This is a genomic window from Bacillus cereus, assembly GCF_015071065.1.
GTDB lineage: Bacteria > Bacillota > Bacilli > Bacillales > Bacillaceae_G > Bacillus_A > Bacillus_A cereus_BA.
The window spans coordinates 140,352-156,035 of the sequence record NZ_VOVA01000004.1 but is presented as its reverse complement, the minus strand read 5'-3'; the positions used below and the strand labels follow the sequence as shown (position 1 = coordinate 156,035).

Here is a 15,684-nt window from a genome sequence, read left to right as displayed (position 1 = left end):
ACAGCCTTTTCGTTTACTTCTTTACTTCCCTTATTCTCCCCCTTATTTCCCCCTTTTTATTAGATTTCGTATAAACATTTACATATACATTTGCTTGCATTATCTCTTGAAACAAGCTGTCAAATGCTCTCCCCTGCAAAGGCCCTTCAAAATCCTCCACTTTAGCTACACCAGTAACGACTCCTTCATTCACACTAATTCCTTGCTCTAACGGACCGAACAAACTTAAAACAACTGGCCCAATTTGATTCGCTTTTCCTAAATGAATTTGGCATGACGTGATTTTTTTTATGTTTTTTAATATGACCCGATATTGCAACTTCTTTAAATCTTCACTAAAAATGAGCTCTGTTACACCGTAAGCTTCTGTATTTACAGGAGCTACTTCCCTCTTCCCTGTTAACCTAGCAAAGAAATGTGTTGTCATACGGGCATTCTCCTCATATAAATTTCCCAGCACTACTTCTACTACTTTATGGTTTAGACATAATCATTTATGACTTTTTCAATTTTTAATTACAACTAAAAGATTCACAAAATCTTTACATAGAAATCATTTCATTCACTTTACTGCCTCTTGTATAATGCACTTAGGAAAACATTCTAGGAGGGTCTTTTGAAAAATAATAACTATTCTATTCAATCATTATTAGAGATTTTTCTCGTCTCATTTAAATTAGGACTTACTTCATTTGGAGGCCCTGTCGCCCATCTTGGTTATTTTCATCATGAATACGTGCAAAAAAGAAAATGGATGGATGAACGAAGTTACGGAGACTTAGTAGCACTATGTCAATTCCTTCCTGGCCCTGCTAGCAGCCAAGTCGGGATGGGAGTTGGCTTATTGCGCGGCGGATTATTAGGAGCCATTATTTCATGGATTGGATTCACTCTACCGTCTGTACTCGTTTTAGTTTTCTTCGCTTCATTCCTTAACCAGTTCGAACTAGGAAGTACAGGCTGGATTCATGGACTGAAACTTGTAGCGGTCGCAATTGTTGCTCATGCAATATGGGGAATGGCTCAAAAGTTAACACCGGACCGAAACCGTGCAACAATCGCAATTGCAACTGCCTCAATCGCCCTATTATGGCCAAGTAGTTGGACACAAGTCATTCTCATTATAGTATCTGGCTTTATCGGCTGGTTTTTATATCGTGACCAACCCGTTAACCAAGCAAATAAAATAAACGTACCTATTTCAAAAATGGTAGCAATTTCTTGTCTCACCTTATTCTTCGGACTATTAATACTACTACCAATGTTACGACCGTACTCTTATTTCATTTCTTTATTTGACAGCTTCTATCGCTCTGGTGCACTTGTATTCGGAGGGGGACACGTCGTACTTCCTCTTCTTGAAAGTGAATTTGTACAAAACGGGATGATGACAAAAGAACAATTTCTAGCTGGATACGGATTAACACAAGCAATGCCAGGACCACTATTTACATTCGCCTCTTATATTGGAGCAGTGTTAAATGGAACCGCCGGAGCAGTTGTTGCAACGATCGCTATCTTTCTTCCTGCCTTCCTGCTCGTTGTTGGCGTTTTACCATTTTGGGACAGTGTAAGGAGAGTATCTTTCATACAAGGTGCACTACTTGGAGTGAACGCAGCCGTTGTCGGTATTTTACTCGCAGCTTTTTATGATCCAATTTGGACGAGTACAATTATGAATTCTGTAGATTTCGTTTTTGCTTCCCTTCTATTTTGCTTACTCGCTTTTTGGAAAACACCACCTTGGGTTATCGTTATACTCGGAGCCTTCGGTGGATATGTTCTATCCATTTTGTAAGCACAAAAAACGACGGCCCCATTTAGCCGTCGTTTTTTTCTATTAAAACTTCACAAGCTCCATTCCCTCAGGCAACTCGCTCTCCGTTAAAATACGCAACTCTTTTACCCGATCCATTACGTAAGAAGAACGTTTCACAAGCTCTGGATCAATATAAGCTGGATGCACCATAATTTCTACCGTTTGTTCGTCCTGTACTCTTTCTTTTAGCTTCACAAAATAATCTTCCGTCACACCGTCAGCATAAAAATCACTGTAAAACACATCTGAAAATGGGCGCACCGCTCGCTCTTCTTCACAACGACGAATCGGAACGTTATATTTACTTGCCAATCTCTCAAGAACGTCGTGTAGAATCGGTAACCCATGCACGTGATGATGACTATCTAAATGAGTCGGTATTAATCCGTAAGATAAAAATTTCTCAATTTGAGCAGTCCATTCTCTTTCTACCTCTTCTGGACTTATATTTCCTTCCCATACGACGCCTTGTTTATGAAATGCCCCATCGCTGCTCACAAGTGATGGAACGTCTTTAAGAAGCGGTTCTCCTGCCGTTAATACGAGATGCACTCCTACTCCTAACGTTTTATACTCTTTCGCTAAACGTACGGCATGCTCTGTCCCTGGCATATTCATCATCATCGTCGTTGAATTTACAAGCCCGTTTTTATGTCCATCAATAATTCCGTAATTTGTACCTTCCGTAAGACCGAAATCATCTGCATTTACAATTAGCTTAATCATCGTAATACCTCCTACTAGAATTAAAAAAAGCGGGCTAAATAGCGCCGCTTTATTTCTCTATCTTCTTAAAGAATTGTGGAAGATGTTCTTTATGTGCTTCCAACATTTCATCTAAAATTTGTTTTGCAACTGTATCTGATGGTACAAGTGGGTTAATTGTCATAGCAAGCAGCGCCTTATGATAATCCCCTGTAACAGCAGCTTCAATTGTTGTGCGCTCAAATGATTTAATTTGTTGTACTAAACCGCGAACTGGTACTGGTAAGTCTCCAACCGCAATTGGTTTTGGACCTTCCTTCGTAATAATACAGTTCACCTCAACAGCAGAATCATGTGGTAAGCTTGCAATCGTTCCGTTGTTTCGTGTATTAACAGGCTGGATATCACCTTTATTATTGTAAATAGACGTAATTAAGCTACATGCTGCATCACTATAATACGCTCCGCCACGCTTTTCTAATTGTGGTGGTTTAATATCTAAATTCGGGTCTTTATATAACTCGAATAAATCATCTTCTAATTGTTTTACTACTTCTGCACGTGTACCTTTTTCGATTGAAGCTTCTTTCTCTTCTTCTAACATTTCACGTGTTTTGTAGTAGTAGCGATGGTATGGACATGGAATTGCACGAAGACCGCGAATAAAGTCTGGCTCCCAGTTAAGCGCAGCGATGTTTTCCATCGTAATTTGCTTTTCTGGATCTGTTACAAGTTCTAATACACGATCCATTACGCTTACGCCATCCAAGTATACATCTAATCCGTATACCATATGATTTAAACCAGCGAAATCAACGTGTACACGACTTGCATCTACTTCAAGTAATCTCGCAAGACCCATACGAATTCCGATTGGAACGTTACATAGACCAACTACTCTTTCAATGTTCGTATAGCGAAGTACAGCTTCAGTTACCATACCAGCCGGATTTGCGAAGTTAATAAGCCATGCGTTCGGACAAAGTTCCTCCATATCTTTACAAATATCTAAAATAACAGGAATCGTTCTCAGCGCTTTGAATAAACCACCAGGACCATTCGTTTCCTGACCAATTACATCATATTTTAATGGAATTGCTTCATCTTTTGCACGAGCTTCTAACAAACCAACGCGAAGCTGCGTTGTTACGAAGTCAGCACCCTTTAATGCCTCACGGCGATCAAGTGTTAAATGAATATCAATTGGTAAGCCTGATTTCTTTACCATACGTTTCGCTAAGTTACCAACGATTTCTAACTTCTCTTTTCCTGCCTCAATATCTACTAACCAAATTTCACGAACAGGAAGCTCATCATAACGTTTAATAAATCCTTCAATTAACTCTGGTGTATAACTAGATCCACCGCCGATTGTAACAATTTTAATTCCAGTCATGCTTTATTCCCCTTTCGCTTCAAGCTTTTTATAAAGATCGATAAACTCTGCTGCTAATTCTTTTACTGTAATAGAATTCATTAAATGATCTTGCGCATGAATTAAAAGAACACTAATTTCTGTTTTTTCTCCTCTTGCTTCTGATTGTATGAGCTCTGTTTGGAAATGATGCGCTTCATTAATCGCTTCTTTCGCCTTTACCATCGCTTCATCAGCTTCTGACATTTTCCCCTGTTTGGCAAATTGAAGTGCCTCCATTGCAAAGCTTCGTGCATTACCACTATTTAAAATCAATTGGAATGGAATTTGTTCTGCTGTAGTCATCATAATTTCCGCCCTCTCTATAAAGTTCAACCGATATAAGTACCTCTTCAGTTTGAACATGTCTATTAAATTATTATTTTATTAATCATATTTTGGTGTTCTTCTAGATGGATCTCATCTTTCTGAACATGATATAAAGGTAATTGTTCTCACAGATAATGTTATCAGTGAGAACAATCTCTATGTTACATAGGTACAGAGTTGTTATTTCCTTGCGCTGCTGCTTTTTCAGTACGAACAACTGAACGGTCACATAACACAACGAATGGATAATAGATTACCATTGCAATTACAAAGTTGAATAACTGTAGAATCGCACCAGAAATATGTCCACCTGTTACAAGATAACCACTAATAATTGGTGGTGTTGCCCATGGAATCATCACAACTGTTTTTGGTACCCAACCAATAGATATAGCTGTATAAGAAGTAATTACTAATACAATTGGTGTTAGGATAAACGGTAAGAATAAAATTGGATTTAAAATAATCGGTGTACCAAAGATTACTGGTTCGTTAATGTTGAATGCACCTGGACCAATTGATAGACGAGATACACCACGTAGTTGTGCACTTTTCGCTACAAGTAATACGACCACTAAGAACGCTAATGTTGCACCAGAACCACCAAGATATACGAAAGTATCAAAGAATGGTTTTGTAACAATGTTTGGAACATCAAATGCAGATGTGCCACCTTGGAATAACTTAATATTTTTCTCTAATGCCGGTAAGTATAATGGCTCAATAATACCACCAACGATATTTGGACCATGTAAACCGAAGAACCAAAGAAGATGAACAAGGAATACAATGACAATTGCACTTGGTAATGTCCCTGCTAAACTTTGCAATGGTAGTTGAATCGTATTAAAGATAAACTCATGAACACTTGTACCAGCTAAGTTCACCGCTAATTGAATACCTGCAACTGCTGTTAAGATAACAAATGCTGGCACTAAAGCTGCAAAAGATCTTAAAACTGCCGGTGGTACTCCATCTGGCATTTTAAAAGTAATTTCTCTTTGTACAAAGAAACGGAATACTTCAGTAACAAGAAGTGCCACGATAATTGCTACGAATAACCCTTGTGCACCTGTCCAAGCTAAGTTCAATCCGCCTTCTTTCGGTGTTGTTGGTGTAAGAATAATTAACGCACCAAATGAAATAATACCTGCTGACAAACCATCAACGCCGTAAGATTTTGCTAAGTTATAACTTGTTGTAAATGCTATGATGAGTGCTAGAATTGCGAAAGAACCAGTCCACATTCCACCGCCAACTTGTTTCCACGTTTCACCAAACAAACCTTTCATGAAATCTTGGAAAGCTTCAGATGGAAAACCATTAATTAGTGATGCAAGTGCACCAACTAAAATAAGTGGCATAACTGCAATAAATCCATCACGGATCGCAGCTAAGTGACGTTGCGATCCGATTTTACCAGCGACAGGAACAATATACTTCTCCATAAATGCAATAAATTTTTGCATTTCGCTTCCCCCCTAATTATTTTTTAAGTGTTAATGCGTGATCTAAAACTGCTTCTCCATTCATCATGCCGTAGTGCATTGGGTTAATAACGTCGACTCCAACGTTTTTCTCGTCAGCAAGCGTTTTCATTGTAGAGAGCATGTAACGAACTTGTGGTCCTAGTAATAATACATCTGCTTGATCGATATTGTTTTTTACTGCATCCCCAGATACAGCCCAAATCTTACCTTCTAGACCACGAGCCTTTGCAGCCGCTTCCATTTTTGTAACTAGTAAACTTGTAGACATCCCTGCTGAACAACATAATAAAATATTCATTTATAAATCCCCCTTGTGTGGTATAAAAAATTTATGTTTTTTATTTTTCTTTACGCTATTTATTAATGCAATTAGCGTGCCAACTTTTTAAAACGCCTAAAATCAGCGTTTTTTCGAGCGATCTTTTTGTGTGTTACCGCTTTCAATCAGTGTGTCACCAAAAAAACACACAGTGTGTTATAAAACAACACGCTTTTAACACATAACTGTATGAAAATAGATTAGTGTTTAGTTGTCTAGTTGTGTTTGAAACAAAAAAACACTGAAAAATTTTTTCAGTGAAAAGTATTTCTTTATTTTAACCGATTATTTATTGAGGGAATTTTTTTCTTCCAATATAATATGGTCTTCGCTTCGGCATAACAGTTTCTTTTAAAAACATAAAAAAACCTTGCATAAGCAAGGTTCATTCAGCTACTGACATCTTCCTATATAATTCTACAAACTCACTCGCCAATTCCTTCACTGTAATTGCGTTCATTAAATGATCTTGCGCATGTACCATCAGCAGGGTAACTTCTGTCTTTTCCCCGCCAGCCTCTTTCTGTATGAGCTCTGTTTGTAAACGGTGCGCCTCTTGCAATTCATTTAACGCTTCTTGTAGTTTAGCTTCCGCTTCCTTAAATTCACCGCGCTTAGCACAATCAATTGCCTCCATTGAGCAACTTCTCGCATTTCCCCCGTGTAAGATTAAATGAAAAGCTTTCGTCTCTATCATATCCATTTTAGTTCTTTACTCCCCCTTTTCTTCCGCCAATTTTTGTTTATCCCATATTTTTAAGAACGGTAAGTAAATAAAGAATGCTAGTGCAAAGTTAACAAGTTGCAAAATAACTCCTGAGAATTTACCACCCGATCCTAAATATCCACTAAATAGAATTGGTGTAGTCCATGTTACAGCAGCACCACTTGGGCGAGCTACCCATCCCCATTCCATTGCGAAATAAGAAACAACCGTTAACACAACTGGAACTAATATAAATGGAATAAGTAACAGTGGATTCATGACAATTGGCATACCGAACGTTACCATTTCATTAATATTAAAAATACCAGGTGCAATTGATAATCGACCTAAACTTTTTAACTGCTGACTTCGTGCAAATAATAACATTCCGACAACTAAAGCAAGAGTTGCCCCAGAACCGCCCATATAAATCCATAAATCAAAGAACTGTGCGGTAATCGTATTCGGTACGTCTTGCCCAGCCTGAAAAGCAATACGATTTTGATCCATTAACGATAACCAAATTGGACTCATTACACCGCCTACAATTGTAGCTCCATGAATTCCGCACGCCCAAAGGACATGGACAATAATAACTGCGATTACCGCGCCCCAAAGACTGGCACCAAGTGCACTAAGTGGTTCTTGCAACAGCTTCCCTACAACATTATGAATACTTCCGAAAGTTGTTTGTTCAAAAATTAATCTAATGATCCAAACAACTGTCACAACAATAAATCCTGGAATAAGTGCTGCAAATGAACGCGTTACTGCTGGTGGAACTGTCTCAGGCATCTTTATAATCATCTTTTTCTGCACAAGAAATCGGTATATTTCAGTAGATATAATTGCAATAATCATCGCTACAAATAAACCTTGGCTTCCCATTAATGCCGCTGGAATTACTCCATCTACGAGTATACTTTCTTTCGTACCCGGAACAATATATGCAACTTGAAATGGTGTTGCGAGTAAAAAGGTTACAAGCGATAATGCACCAGATGCTAAAGCATCCACTTTATAATACTCACCCAACCTGTAAGCGATTCCAAAAACAGCTATTAAAGCCATTATATTAAAAGTTGCACTAACTGGATACCCTAATGCTATGTTCCAGTTTTTCCCGAACAAACTCGCCATAAATTCATTATACCCTGGGATTGGTAATGTACTAATAATAAGAAAAATTGATCCGATAATTAAGAAAGGCATCGTCAAGACAAGTCCATCACGAATTGCTAGCAAATGCCTCTGCTCTGCAACCTTTCCTGCCACTGGCATCACATATTTCTCTAAAACCTTTATCATCTATCCCACTCTCCTTATGGTTTCATTGACAAAGCTGCTTGTAAGATAGCCTCTCCATTACAAAGTCCGTAATGGACGGATTGAATGACATCAACAGGAATTCCTTTCTCCTTACATAATTCTTTCATTTTCGGTAATAAATAACGTACTTGTGGTCCAAGTAAAAGTACATCTGCATCATCAATATGATCTCGCACTGCTGAACCTGATACAGCCCAAATCTTTACCTCTATCCCCCTTGCCTGTGCTGCTTTCTCCATTTTTGTAACTATCAAACTGGAAGACATTCCCGCTGCACAGCAAAGCAAAATATTCATCCTGTTTCCCTCCCTCTTTTTCTAAACCTCAGTTATGGTACAGCCCTTGCCACCACTAGGTTACAAATATATATGTCTAGATTTCTCACTGTATGCCGAGCTTAAAAACAAAAATTTCTCGGTTTTCACGCTATTCCATTTATCCGTATTTTCCTAGTAAAGAAGTCTCTAACTCGCTATAATGATTCAGTATGATTTTTTATAATCGATAGGAGGGTATATTTATGAAAGCATATCGCTTTCCGCTTATTTTATTATCTTCTATCCTAATTGGTGGTTTCATTGGTTATTTCATGGGTGCCGATGCAGTTGCTTTAAAGCCGCTTGGTGACATTTTCTTAAACTTAATGTTTACGATTGTTGTACCGTTAGTGTTCTTTAGCATCGCGTCATCTATTGCTAATATGGATGGATTAAAACGTTTCGGTAAAATTATGTCTAGTATGGCTGGAACTTTCTTATTTACAAGTATTTTAGCTGCTATTTTTATGATTATTATCGTGAAAGTATTCCCGCCAGCACAAGGTGTTGTATTAGAACTAACGCAGCCTGATAAAGCTGAAAAAGCAGTTAGCGTTGCTGATCAAATTGTCGGTATCATAACAGTATCAGACTTTTCAAAGTTACTATCTCGTGAGAACATGTTAGCCCTTATTTTCTTCTCTATCTTAATGGGGGTTGCAACTTCAGCAGTTGGTGAAAAAGGAAAACCATTCGCTACATTCCTACAAGCTGGTGCAGAAATTTCAATGAAAGTCGTATCTTTCATTATGTACTACGCTCCAATTGGACTTGCTGCTTACTTCGCAGCATTAGTTGGTGAATTCGGACCACAACTTCTTGGAACTTACTTCCGAGCAGCAATGGTATACTATCCAGCTTCTCTTATTTACTTCTTTGTATTCTTTACATTCTATGCGTACCTTGCGGGCCGCAAACAAGGTGTACAAATCTTTTGGAAGAACATGGTCTCTCCTACAGTTACATCACTTGCAACTTGTAGTAGTGCCGCAAGTATTCCAGCAAACTTAGAAGCAACGAAGAAAATGGGTATTTCTTCTGACGTCCGTGAAACAGTTGTCCTTCTTGGATCTACACTTCATAAAGACGGATCTGTTTTAGGCGGGGTATTAAAAATTGCTTTCTTATTCGGTATTTTCAACATGGAATTCGAAGGACCGAAAACATTAGCAATTGCACTTGTTGTTTCTCTATTAGTAGGAACAGTAATGGGCGCTATTCCGGGCGGGGGTATGATTGGTGAAATGTTAATCGTTTCTCTATACGGATTCCCGCCAGAAGCATTGCCAATTATCGCAGCAATTAGTACAATCATTGACCCTCCTGCAACAGTGTTAAACGTAACAGGAGATAACGCTTGTGCCGTAATGACAGCTCGTCTTGTAGAAGGTAAAAACTGGATCAAAAATAAATTTGCTTAATATATAGAAAGAGGATGCTCCAAAACGAGCATCCTCTTTTTGTCGTTATTTTTCAGTAAATCGATATATTGGAAGTTACGATAGATATATTAACAAAACCGTTAATATAATCCCATCCTGCCACGAATTTGTTATAATCTTCACAAATATTCCACAGCTTTCATCCTTTCTCCGTACTATAATCATGTATGGAAAAGGAGATGGACACAATGACACAAAGCGCACCAGAATTTAAAGTTTTGCAAAGCATTGCATTTCTTGCTGTCGTTTTGCAAAGTTCCTTATTATATACAATGAATCAAGGAAATGTCTTACTCGAGCAATCCCTCATTATGGGCATACTATTTAATCTTGCAAAATTTTCAGCGCCTGCATTCATATTTATCGTCGGCTTCCATTTAATTCGGCAATATACGAAGCAACTCGTTTATACAGAATATATTTATGAAAAAGCCGCACATTTACTTATCCCTTATTTCTTCTGGTCTATTCTTTATCTATTAACAACAAACGATATCATTACACTACAAGGCGGAATAAAAAGTTTATTACTCGGGACGGCTGCACCTCATCTTTGGTACGTTATTATGATGTTCCAAATTCACTTATTGTTCCCGTTACTATGCACACTATTTTATTGGTTTCAAAAACGAACAGAAAATAAAAAAGACATATATAAATATATGACCATTTTCGCTTGTCTATATTTCTTCTTAATGTGGTACTCTTCTCACTACATTTTTAATGGAGAGAAACTGACTAGTTCAACCATTTTACATTATACAGATCGTTCCTTCTTCTTCTACTCATTCTATTTCGTCATGGGAGGAATAGCTGCTGTAGCATTAAAAACTTGGCGTATATTTGTCATGAAACATATTCCGCTTATCACAATACTATTTTTCATCTTATTTTTATTCATCAATTATGAGTTATTTAGTTTTTACGGCGCCAATTCTATTCATTTAACGGTTTCTACTTATTTAAAACCGTCCATGTTTTTATATATTGTTTGTGAAATTATGATACTGTACGTGTTATCTATTACAATTGTACAGCGACGTGGTTTCTTATATAAAGCTTTACGGTTTATCGGGAATTACACGTATGGCGCTTATTTAGCTCATTTTTTCTTCTTGCAACTATGTACAAAATTTCTTTCCTTATTCGCACTGCAAGAAAACACAATATTATATAGCCTATTACTATTTATATTAACGACCACAATCTCTATTTCAGCAATGGTCATTTGCAGTACACTACCATTTCATACATGGGTTACAGGGCCTTCCCCTACGACAAATATGAAATGGGCAAAGATTGCCATTCGGAAAAATCATGAAAAAGTATTTAAACCATATATTTGATATAATAGTATTTCATATAAGAAAAGAAAGTAGGAGACACCTATGATTAATCAAATTGGACAAATTATGTTATATGTAAATAACCAAGATGAATCAGTACAATTTTGGACAGAAACAGTAGGATTCCAAATCGTTGCGGAAGAAAATAACGGCCAAGGATTTCGCTGGATTGAAATTGCGCCGGCGAAAGAAGCTGGAACAAGCATTGTCCTTCACGATAAGACGTTAATTGCGAAGATGCAACCTGAATTAAACTTAAATACCCCTTCACTTATGTTCTTCTCTAATAACTTAGATCAACTTTATAAAGAGCTTTCTGAGAAAAATGTTACAGTTGGACAAGTTGTAGATTTACCTACTGGTAGAGCATTCAACTTTGCTGATAATGAAAACAATTACTTTGCAGTTATGGAAAAGAAATAAGAAAAAAGTGCCACCCCTAGGGTGGCACTCTATTTTTTACTCTTCTCTAATTCCATTTCAGCTAAAAGCGGTAGTACGTTATCGAAAATATGTGTATTATTATTCTCACCTGTTACATATCCACCATAATATCTACTAAATACATTATCATTCCGGAATGTAGTCATTCGCTCATACAATTCCTTCGCAAACGTTGTATCACCTGTTTGTAGTACGTACAAAATTGTTAATCCGTATGATGCTGGTGATTCATAGTTCACAGCTTGTTTTCCCGTTTCTAAGTTATAACGTCCGTATAACTTTCCGTCCTCTTGGAATTTTTTCTTTATAAATTCCAAATAAGCATCTGATGAAAGACCGCCTAAACTGCGATGATAAGCAACGTATGATTGATCAATAAGATTCACTTCTTTATCGTACGTAAATGTACCATCTTCTTTATACTCTTTCGGAAATGCCCAACCTTCTCTCGGATAATTAGCTAAAAACTGAACAACTTCCTGATACTGCTGTGCAGAAATTTTTCCGTACTTTTTCATATAAGAGAATGCATGAGGATTTATGTAAGATGTTGTTGTAAACTTATTTTGTTTACCTGCATCTGCATCATAATAATCCACGTAATAATTATCTTTTTTATTGTAACGAAGTACAGCATTGCTCAATTGATCAGCAAGGTTTTTATAGCGCTCTTCCTTGTACATTTCATAAGCACGATATAATTGTTCAATAATACGAAGATCATCTATAAGTGCATTTGTGGCTGACTGCATTTCTCCCTTTTCAGAGATTTTCCATAACACGATGTGATCCTTATGTACAAAATTATTTTGAATGACCTTTACTTGTTCATCAAATAGCGACTGATCATCTTTATCAAGCGTATATTGTAACCAGAGTCCTGCCGATTCTGATAAAGCTTCACGGCCCTTCGCTTCACCCGTTCCTGCCTTTGTATCTGCTAAACGGTACGTTGCAAGTGTCCCATTTTCATTTACCATATGCCTTAAAATAAAATGCTCCGTACGGTTTCCTTGTAAAGCCGACCAAAATACAATTCCACCTAAAGCGATTAAGAGAATAACCCCAATCCCTATATATAAACGTTTTCGCAAGCTTTTCACCTCCTTTTAAGGCTAACCTTAATTTTACCAGAACATACGCAAATATAAAAAAGACAATCCTTTAGATTGTCTCTCCCACCTTATCCTTCGCAAGCCTCTTTAGAAGGTCTATATAGCGATTCCACAAGTCGATCATATTCACGACGCGTAATTTCTTTATTATATAACTTTAATAATAAATCTCTATGCTCTCTTGAAAATGCCATCTTTTTAATGACTTCAGGATACATAAAACACCCTCTCCATTTCACATAAACTTCTTCATTTTATAAATGCAGCACGCCAAAAAGAACTTATGTTCGCATAAAAGATTATAAAAGATTCCTCCCTAAAAAACAAACAAAATATTACCTAATAAACATTTCTTTCTTTTTAGAATATTCAAAAACAGCATTACCACATTCCCTTTTTTAAATTCATATATATTTTTGGCAGTTTTTTTGAATAAATTTTCCAATTCAATCAGAAAATAATGGCAAAAAAGAAGAGGAGTATACATATGGATACCGTAACATTAGCAAGGGCATTTTTTGGTTCTTCATTAGCATTCCACATTATCTTTGCAACGCTTGGAGTCGGGCTTTCTTTAATGATTTTTATAAGTGAAATACTCTATCACTGGAAGAAAGATTCCGACTATGCCATTATGGCAAAAAGATGGACAAAAGCTTTTGCTATCCTTCTCGGTGTAGCAATTCCAACTGGAACAATTGTTGGTGTACAAATTTCACTTCTTTGGCCTGGTTTCGCCAAAATTGTTGGTCAAGTTATTTCCGTTCCGTTTCAAATTGAGATTTTCGCCTTCTTTTTAGAGGCTTTATTCATGTCTATTTATGTATATGCAGCTGATAAACTACCTCCAGTTATGAGATTAATCTCGCTATTTTTCGTTATGATTGGTGCCACTGCATCCGCCGTGCTTATTACATCAGCAAATACATGGATGAATACACCTGCGGGCTTTTCAATGGGGCCAGATGGCTCAGTTTTTAACGTTGATCCGTGGAAAGCTTTCTTTAATCCTAGCTTTGGCACAAGTGCATTCCATGTCGTTATTACAGCCTATACAACTGGAGCAGCTGTTATCGCTTCTATCGCTGGATTTAAATTATTAAAGAAAAATTTAAGTGCACGTGAAGTTGCTTACCATAAAAAAGGATTGCTGCTAGGGCTTGTCGTTACATTTATCACAGGTGCTACGATGTGGCTTTCAGGACACGAATCTGCTATTGCCTTACATAAACATTCACCTGAAAAACTAGCATCTGCTGAAGCTTTGTTTGAAACAACATCACACGCTCCTTTATCGATTGGCGGGGTTGTGGATCCTAACACACTTGAACTAAACTATGCCCTTGAAATTCCGAACATGCTTAGCTTATTAGTAGGACTAGACCCTAACACCGTTGTAAAAGGGCTAAATGAATTCCCACAAGAAACATGGCCACCATTTTACACACATACACTGTTCAACTTAATGGTCGGCACCGCTGCCTTTACCTTTGCAGTTGCAGCTATTGCCCTCTTATATTGGTACTTTGTTTACCGAAAAAAAGGAGTAGAGTTACCGAAGTGGCTTCTTTGGGGAGCTGCCGCCTGTGGACCCATTATGTTGCTCGGTATTGAATTCGGATGGATTTTTAGTTGTAGTGGTCGTCAGCCATGGACAATTTATGGCATGCAACGCACGGTAGATGCTTCTACACGCGCTGACTTCGTCGGTCCTTTATTTGTTTTATTCATCATTTTATATATTGGACTCGGTATTTTAACAGTCTTTGTACTACGGACATTCTTTAAGAAACATCCGTTAAAGAATGATTTACATCACGAAGGAGGCGATTCTCGTGCATGAGGAAAGCATTGCAATCATCATCTTATGGGCTCTTATTTTCGTATATAGCATACTAGGGTCTATTGATTTTGGAGCTGGTTTTTGGGGCATGGTATACGCTAAACACCCGACGCTTGCTGCCAAGCTTGCTAATCGGTACTTATCACCAACGTGGGAAGTAACAAATACGTTTCTTGTCTTTGTCGTTGTCGCTTTTCTCGGTTTCTTTCCAAAAGCAGCCTTTACCCTGGCAACCGTTATGTTTGTACCAGTTATGTTAATTTTAGTACTCGTTGCGATTCGCAGTACATTTATGGTATTTGCTTACTCCCTGCCAAAGTACCAACACCTTCTTCGTATTATTTCAGGTATTACTGGGCTCTTAATTCCAGCTCTATTAATTACCGTTCTGCCCGTTACAGAAGGTGCCTATATTACGATGTCTGAAGGAAAAGAAGTGCTCCTTTACGGAAAACTTCTTTCTAGTCCCGTTATTTATTGTTATATGCTCTTCGGACTCACTTCGGAACTATTTCTATCATCTCTCTTTCTTGCTGATTTTGCTAGGGAACAAGGTTCTGAAGATACGTACCGAATTTATAGAAGAAATGCCATCATACTTGGTCCTGCAACGCTCGTGACTGCTATTATCGCTCTCGTTGTAATGGACCCTGAAACACACTGGCTTATGCAAGGACTAATAAAGCAATTTCCATGGTTTACAGTCTCTATCATTTTATTTGTTATCGGATATTCTTCCCTTTGGTGGACAAATAAGAAGTATGGCACACTAGGCTTTCCTCGCATTGCAGTTTTAGCTGTCGTCGCTCAATATGCATTTGCAAGCTATGCTTACGGCGTCGCCCATTTACCTTATATCATTTACCCGGACGTAACTGTATTTACAAGCTTTACGACGGTCGAAACATTCTATGCACTTCTTATTCTTTATGCAATCGGGATTGCAATTTTACTACCAGGATTCATTTTCTTCTGGAATTTATTCTTGAAGGATCGAACTTTTTTGAAGGAAAAATAATAAAGTGAAACTTTAATCAGTGGGGGGGTATTAGCCCTCACAAATAG

17 protein-coding genes are annotated in these 15,684 nt (G+C 37.6%); 6 read left to right on the top strand and 11 right to left on the bottom strand.

The annotated features are described in order from the left end of the window. Positions 1-13: 13 nt before the first annotated feature. Positions 14-427 carry an exosporium regulatory protein ExsM gene (gene exsM / locus FT637_RS14045; RefSeq protein WP_193646831.1) on the bottom strand — a complete coding sequence of 138 codons (414 nt, stop codon included), beginning with the start codon at positions 425-427 and terminating at the stop codon, positions 14-16. 189 nt (positions 428-616) lie between these two features. Here exsM and FT637_RS14040 point away from each other — a divergent pair, with 189 nt between their 5' ends. Next, complete coding sequence (locus FT637_RS14040) at positions 617-1,798, top strand: chromate transporter (RefSeq protein WP_193646830.1); 1,182 nt, start codon at positions 617-619, stop codon at positions 1,796-1,798. Between the two features lie 42 nt (positions 1,799-1,840). Here FT637_RS14040 and chbG read toward each other — a convergent pair whose 3' ends face one another. The 8 genes from chbG to FT637_RS14000 form a co-directional block, all read right to left on the bottom strand. After that, entirely contained in the window at positions 1,841-2,545 is a 705-nt protein-coding gene (gene chbG, locus FT637_RS14035; protein WP_193646829.1) for a chitin disaccharide deacetylase, read from the bottom strand. Positions 2,546-2,594: 49 nt separating this feature from the next. After that, positions 2,595-3,920 (bottom strand): 6-phospho-beta-glucosidase, encoded by a 1,326-nt coding sequence (gene celF, locus FT637_RS14030; protein WP_193646828.1) that lies wholly within the window; start codon positions 3,918-3,920, stop codon positions 2,595-2,597. 3 nt (positions 3,921-3,923) lie between these two features. Then, positions 3,924-4,247 carry a PTS lactose/cellobiose transporter subunit IIA gene (locus tag FT637_RS14025; protein WP_193646827.1) on the bottom strand — a complete coding sequence of 108 codons (324 nt, stop codon included), beginning with the start codon at positions 4,245-4,247 and terminating at the stop codon, positions 3,924-3,926. Positions 4,248-4,429: 182 nt separating this feature from the next. Beyond that, positions 4,430-5,737 carry a PTS cellobiose transporter subunit IIC gene (gene celB, locus FT637_RS14020; protein ID WP_193646826.1) on the bottom strand — a complete coding sequence of 436 codons (1,308 nt, stop codon included), beginning with the start codon at positions 5,735-5,737 and terminating at the stop codon, positions 4,430-4,432. A 16-nt stretch (positions 5,738-5,753) separates the two neighbouring features. Continuing rightward, a complete protein-coding gene (locus FT637_RS14015) occupies positions 5,754-6,056 on the bottom strand; it encodes a PTS sugar transporter subunit IIB (RefSeq protein ID WP_001023565.1) in 303 nt (100 codons plus the stop codon). 406 nt (positions 6,057-6,462) lie between these two features. Continuing rightward, positions 6,463-6,780, bottom strand: coding sequence for a PTS lactose/cellobiose transporter subunit IIA (locus FT637_RS14010; RefSeq protein ID WP_193646825.1), 318 nt, complete (start codon positions 6,778-6,780; stop codon positions 6,463-6,465). A gap of 9 nt (positions 6,781-6,789) precedes the next feature. Further along, a complete protein-coding gene (gene celB, locus FT637_RS14005) occupies positions 6,790-8,091 on the bottom strand; it encodes a PTS cellobiose transporter subunit IIC (protein WP_193646824.1) in 1,302 nt (433 codons plus the stop codon). Positions 8,092-8,105: 14 nt separating this feature from the next. Next, complete coding sequence (locus FT637_RS14000) at positions 8,106-8,408, bottom strand: PTS sugar transporter subunit IIB (RefSeq protein WP_193646823.1); 303 nt, start codon at positions 8,406-8,408, stop codon at positions 8,106-8,108. A gap of 224 nt (positions 8,409-8,632) precedes the next feature. Between FT637_RS14000 and FT637_RS13995 the strand changes: the two genes are divergently transcribed. The 3 genes from FT637_RS13995 (at position 8,633) to FT637_RS13985 (ending at position 11,640) form a co-directional block, all read left to right on the top strand. Beyond that, positions 8,633-9,850: a dicarboxylate/amino acid:cation symporter gene (locus tag FT637_RS13995; protein WP_002144835.1), complete on the top strand. Its 1,218-nt coding sequence runs from the start codon at positions 8,633-8,635 to the stop codon at positions 9,848-9,850. Between the two features lie 209 nt (positions 9,851-10,059). Next, positions 10,060-11,217: an acyltransferase gene (locus FT637_RS13990; RefSeq protein WP_193646822.1), complete on the top strand. Its 1,158-nt coding sequence runs from the start codon at positions 10,060-10,062 to the stop codon at positions 11,215-11,217. A 42-nt stretch (positions 11,218-11,259) separates the two neighbouring features. Beyond that, a complete protein-coding gene (locus FT637_RS13985; RefSeq protein ID WP_193646821.1) occupies positions 11,260-11,640 on the top strand; it encodes a VOC family protein in 381 nt (126 codons plus the stop codon). Between the two features lie 29 nt (positions 11,641-11,669). Here the strand turns inward: FT637_RS13985 and FT637_RS13980 are convergent, their stop codons facing one another. Then, positions 11,670-12,755, bottom strand: a complete 1,086-nt coding sequence (locus FT637_RS13980) for a transcriptional regulator (RefSeq protein WP_193646820.1) — start codon at positions 12,753-12,755, stop codon at positions 11,670-11,672. An 89-nt stretch (positions 12,756-12,844) separates the two neighbouring features. After that, on the bottom strand, positions 12,845-12,994 hold the full coding sequence (locus FT637_RS13975) for a hypothetical protein (protein ID WP_002016173.1): 150 nt from the start codon (positions 12,992-12,994) through the stop codon (positions 12,845-12,847). A 269-nt stretch (positions 12,995-13,263) separates the two neighbouring features. Here FT637_RS13975 and cydA point away from each other — a divergent pair, with 269 nt between their 5' ends. Together cydA and FT637_RS13965 are read left to right on the top strand one after the other, a co-directional pair. Continuing rightward, positions 13,264-14,619 (top strand): cytochrome ubiquinol oxidase subunit I, encoded by a 1,356-nt coding sequence (gene cydA, locus FT637_RS13970; RefSeq protein ID WP_193646819.1) that lies wholly within the window; start codon positions 13,264-13,266, stop codon positions 14,617-14,619. Then, entirely contained in the window at positions 14,612-15,637 is a 1,026-nt protein-coding gene (locus FT637_RS13965) for a cytochrome d ubiquinol oxidase subunit II (RefSeq protein ID WP_002089640.1), read from the top strand. The genes cydA and FT637_RS13965 overlap by 8 nt, the downstream gene beginning before the upstream one ends. Positions 15,638-15,684: the final 47 nt, after the last annotated feature.

Excerpts from the sequence above, each read along its gene's own strand:
- exsM (WP_193646831.1), bottom strand. The coding sequence starts at position 427 with ATGACAACACATTTCTTTGCTAGGTTAACAGGGAAGAGGGAAGTAGCT.
- chbG (WP_193646829.1), bottom strand. The coding sequence starts at position 2,545 with ATGATTAAGCTAATTGTAAATGCAGATGATTTCGGTCTTACGGAAGGT.
- celF (WP_193646828.1), bottom strand. The coding sequence starts at position 3,920 with ATGACTGGAATTAAAATTGTTACAATCGGCGGTGGATCTAGTTATACA.
- FT637_RS14025 (WP_193646827.1), bottom strand. The coding sequence starts at position 4,247 with ATGATGACTACAGCAGAACAAATTCCATTCCAATTGATTTTAAATAGT.
- celB (WP_193646826.1), bottom strand. The coding sequence starts at position 5,737 with ATGCAAAAATTTATTGCATTTATGGAGAAGTATATTGTTCCTGTCGCT.
- FT637_RS14015 (WP_001023565.1), bottom strand. The coding sequence starts at position 6,056 with ATGAATATTTTATTATGTTGTTCAGCAGGGATGTCTACAAGTTTACTA.
- FT637_RS14010 (WP_193646825.1), bottom strand. The coding sequence starts at position 6,780 with ATGGATATGATAGAGACGAAAGCTTTTCATTTAATCTTACACGGGGGA.
- celB (WP_193646824.1), bottom strand. The coding sequence starts at position 8,091 with ATGATAAAGGTTTTAGAGAAATATGTGATGCCAGTGGCAGGAAAGGTT.
- FT637_RS14000 (WP_193646823.1), bottom strand. The coding sequence starts at position 8,408 with ATGAATATTTTGCTTTGCTGTGCAGCGGGAATGTCTTCCAGTTTGATA.
- FT637_RS13995 (WP_002144835.1), top strand. The coding sequence starts at position 8,633 with ATGAAAGCATATCGCTTTCCGCTTATTTTATTATCTTCTATCCTAATT.
- FT637_RS13990 (WP_193646822.1), top strand. The coding sequence starts at position 10,060 with ATGACACAAAGCGCACCAGAATTTAAAGTTTTGCAAAGCATTGCATTT.
- FT637_RS13985 (WP_193646821.1), top strand. The coding sequence starts at position 11,260 with ATGATTAATCAAATTGGACAAATTATGTTATATGTAAATAACCAAGAT.
- FT637_RS13975 (WP_002016173.1), bottom strand. The coding sequence starts at position 12,994 with ATGTATCCTGAAGTCATTAAAAAGATGGCATTTTCAAGAGAGCATAGA.
- cydA (WP_193646819.1), top strand. The coding sequence starts at position 13,264 with ATGGATACCGTAACATTAGCAAGGGCATTTTTTGGTTCTTCATTAGCA.